This is a genomic window from Bacillus rhizoplanae, assembly GCF_917563915.1.
GTDB lineage: Bacteria > Bacillota > Bacilli > Bacillales > Bacillaceae_G > Bacillus_A > Bacillus_A rhizoplanae.
In genome coordinates, this window is record NZ_CAKJTI010000090.1 from 1 (window position 1) to 335 (window position 335).

The 335-nt window shown below is 39.7% G+C and carries 1 protein-coding gene; it reads right to left on the minus strand.

The features are described 5' to 3' along the window. Positions 1-255, minus strand: a 255-nt coding sequence (locus LRP84_RS22410; protein WP_230577087.1) for an IS3 family transposase, incomplete at its 3' end; no start/stop codon positions are given. Positions 256-335: the final 80 nt, after the last annotated feature.

Below are 335 nucleotides of genomic sequence, written 5' to 3' on the forward strand. Positions count from 1 at the left end.
GATATCTGTGACAAGTACCTCATTTTGTTTGCGGTTTTGGAATTGCCGTTCTACTACATTGGGGAAAATCTTTGAGGATTTCCCTTTGAAAAAGCGTCGTTTTTTACGGATGATCGATTGAATGTGAAGCTCTCGCATAAGTCTATATACTTTTTTGTGGTTCACGAAAAATCCGGCCTCTCGTAAGGCGATTGTCATGCGAGGATAACCGTATTCCTTGTGTTTTATGTGAATTGCTTGAATCTGTTCACGCAATGTATTATCCTTTGAAAGGCGTAATTGCCTTTGATTACATGTTGAACGCCACTTATAGTAGCTAGAGCGATTTAACTGCG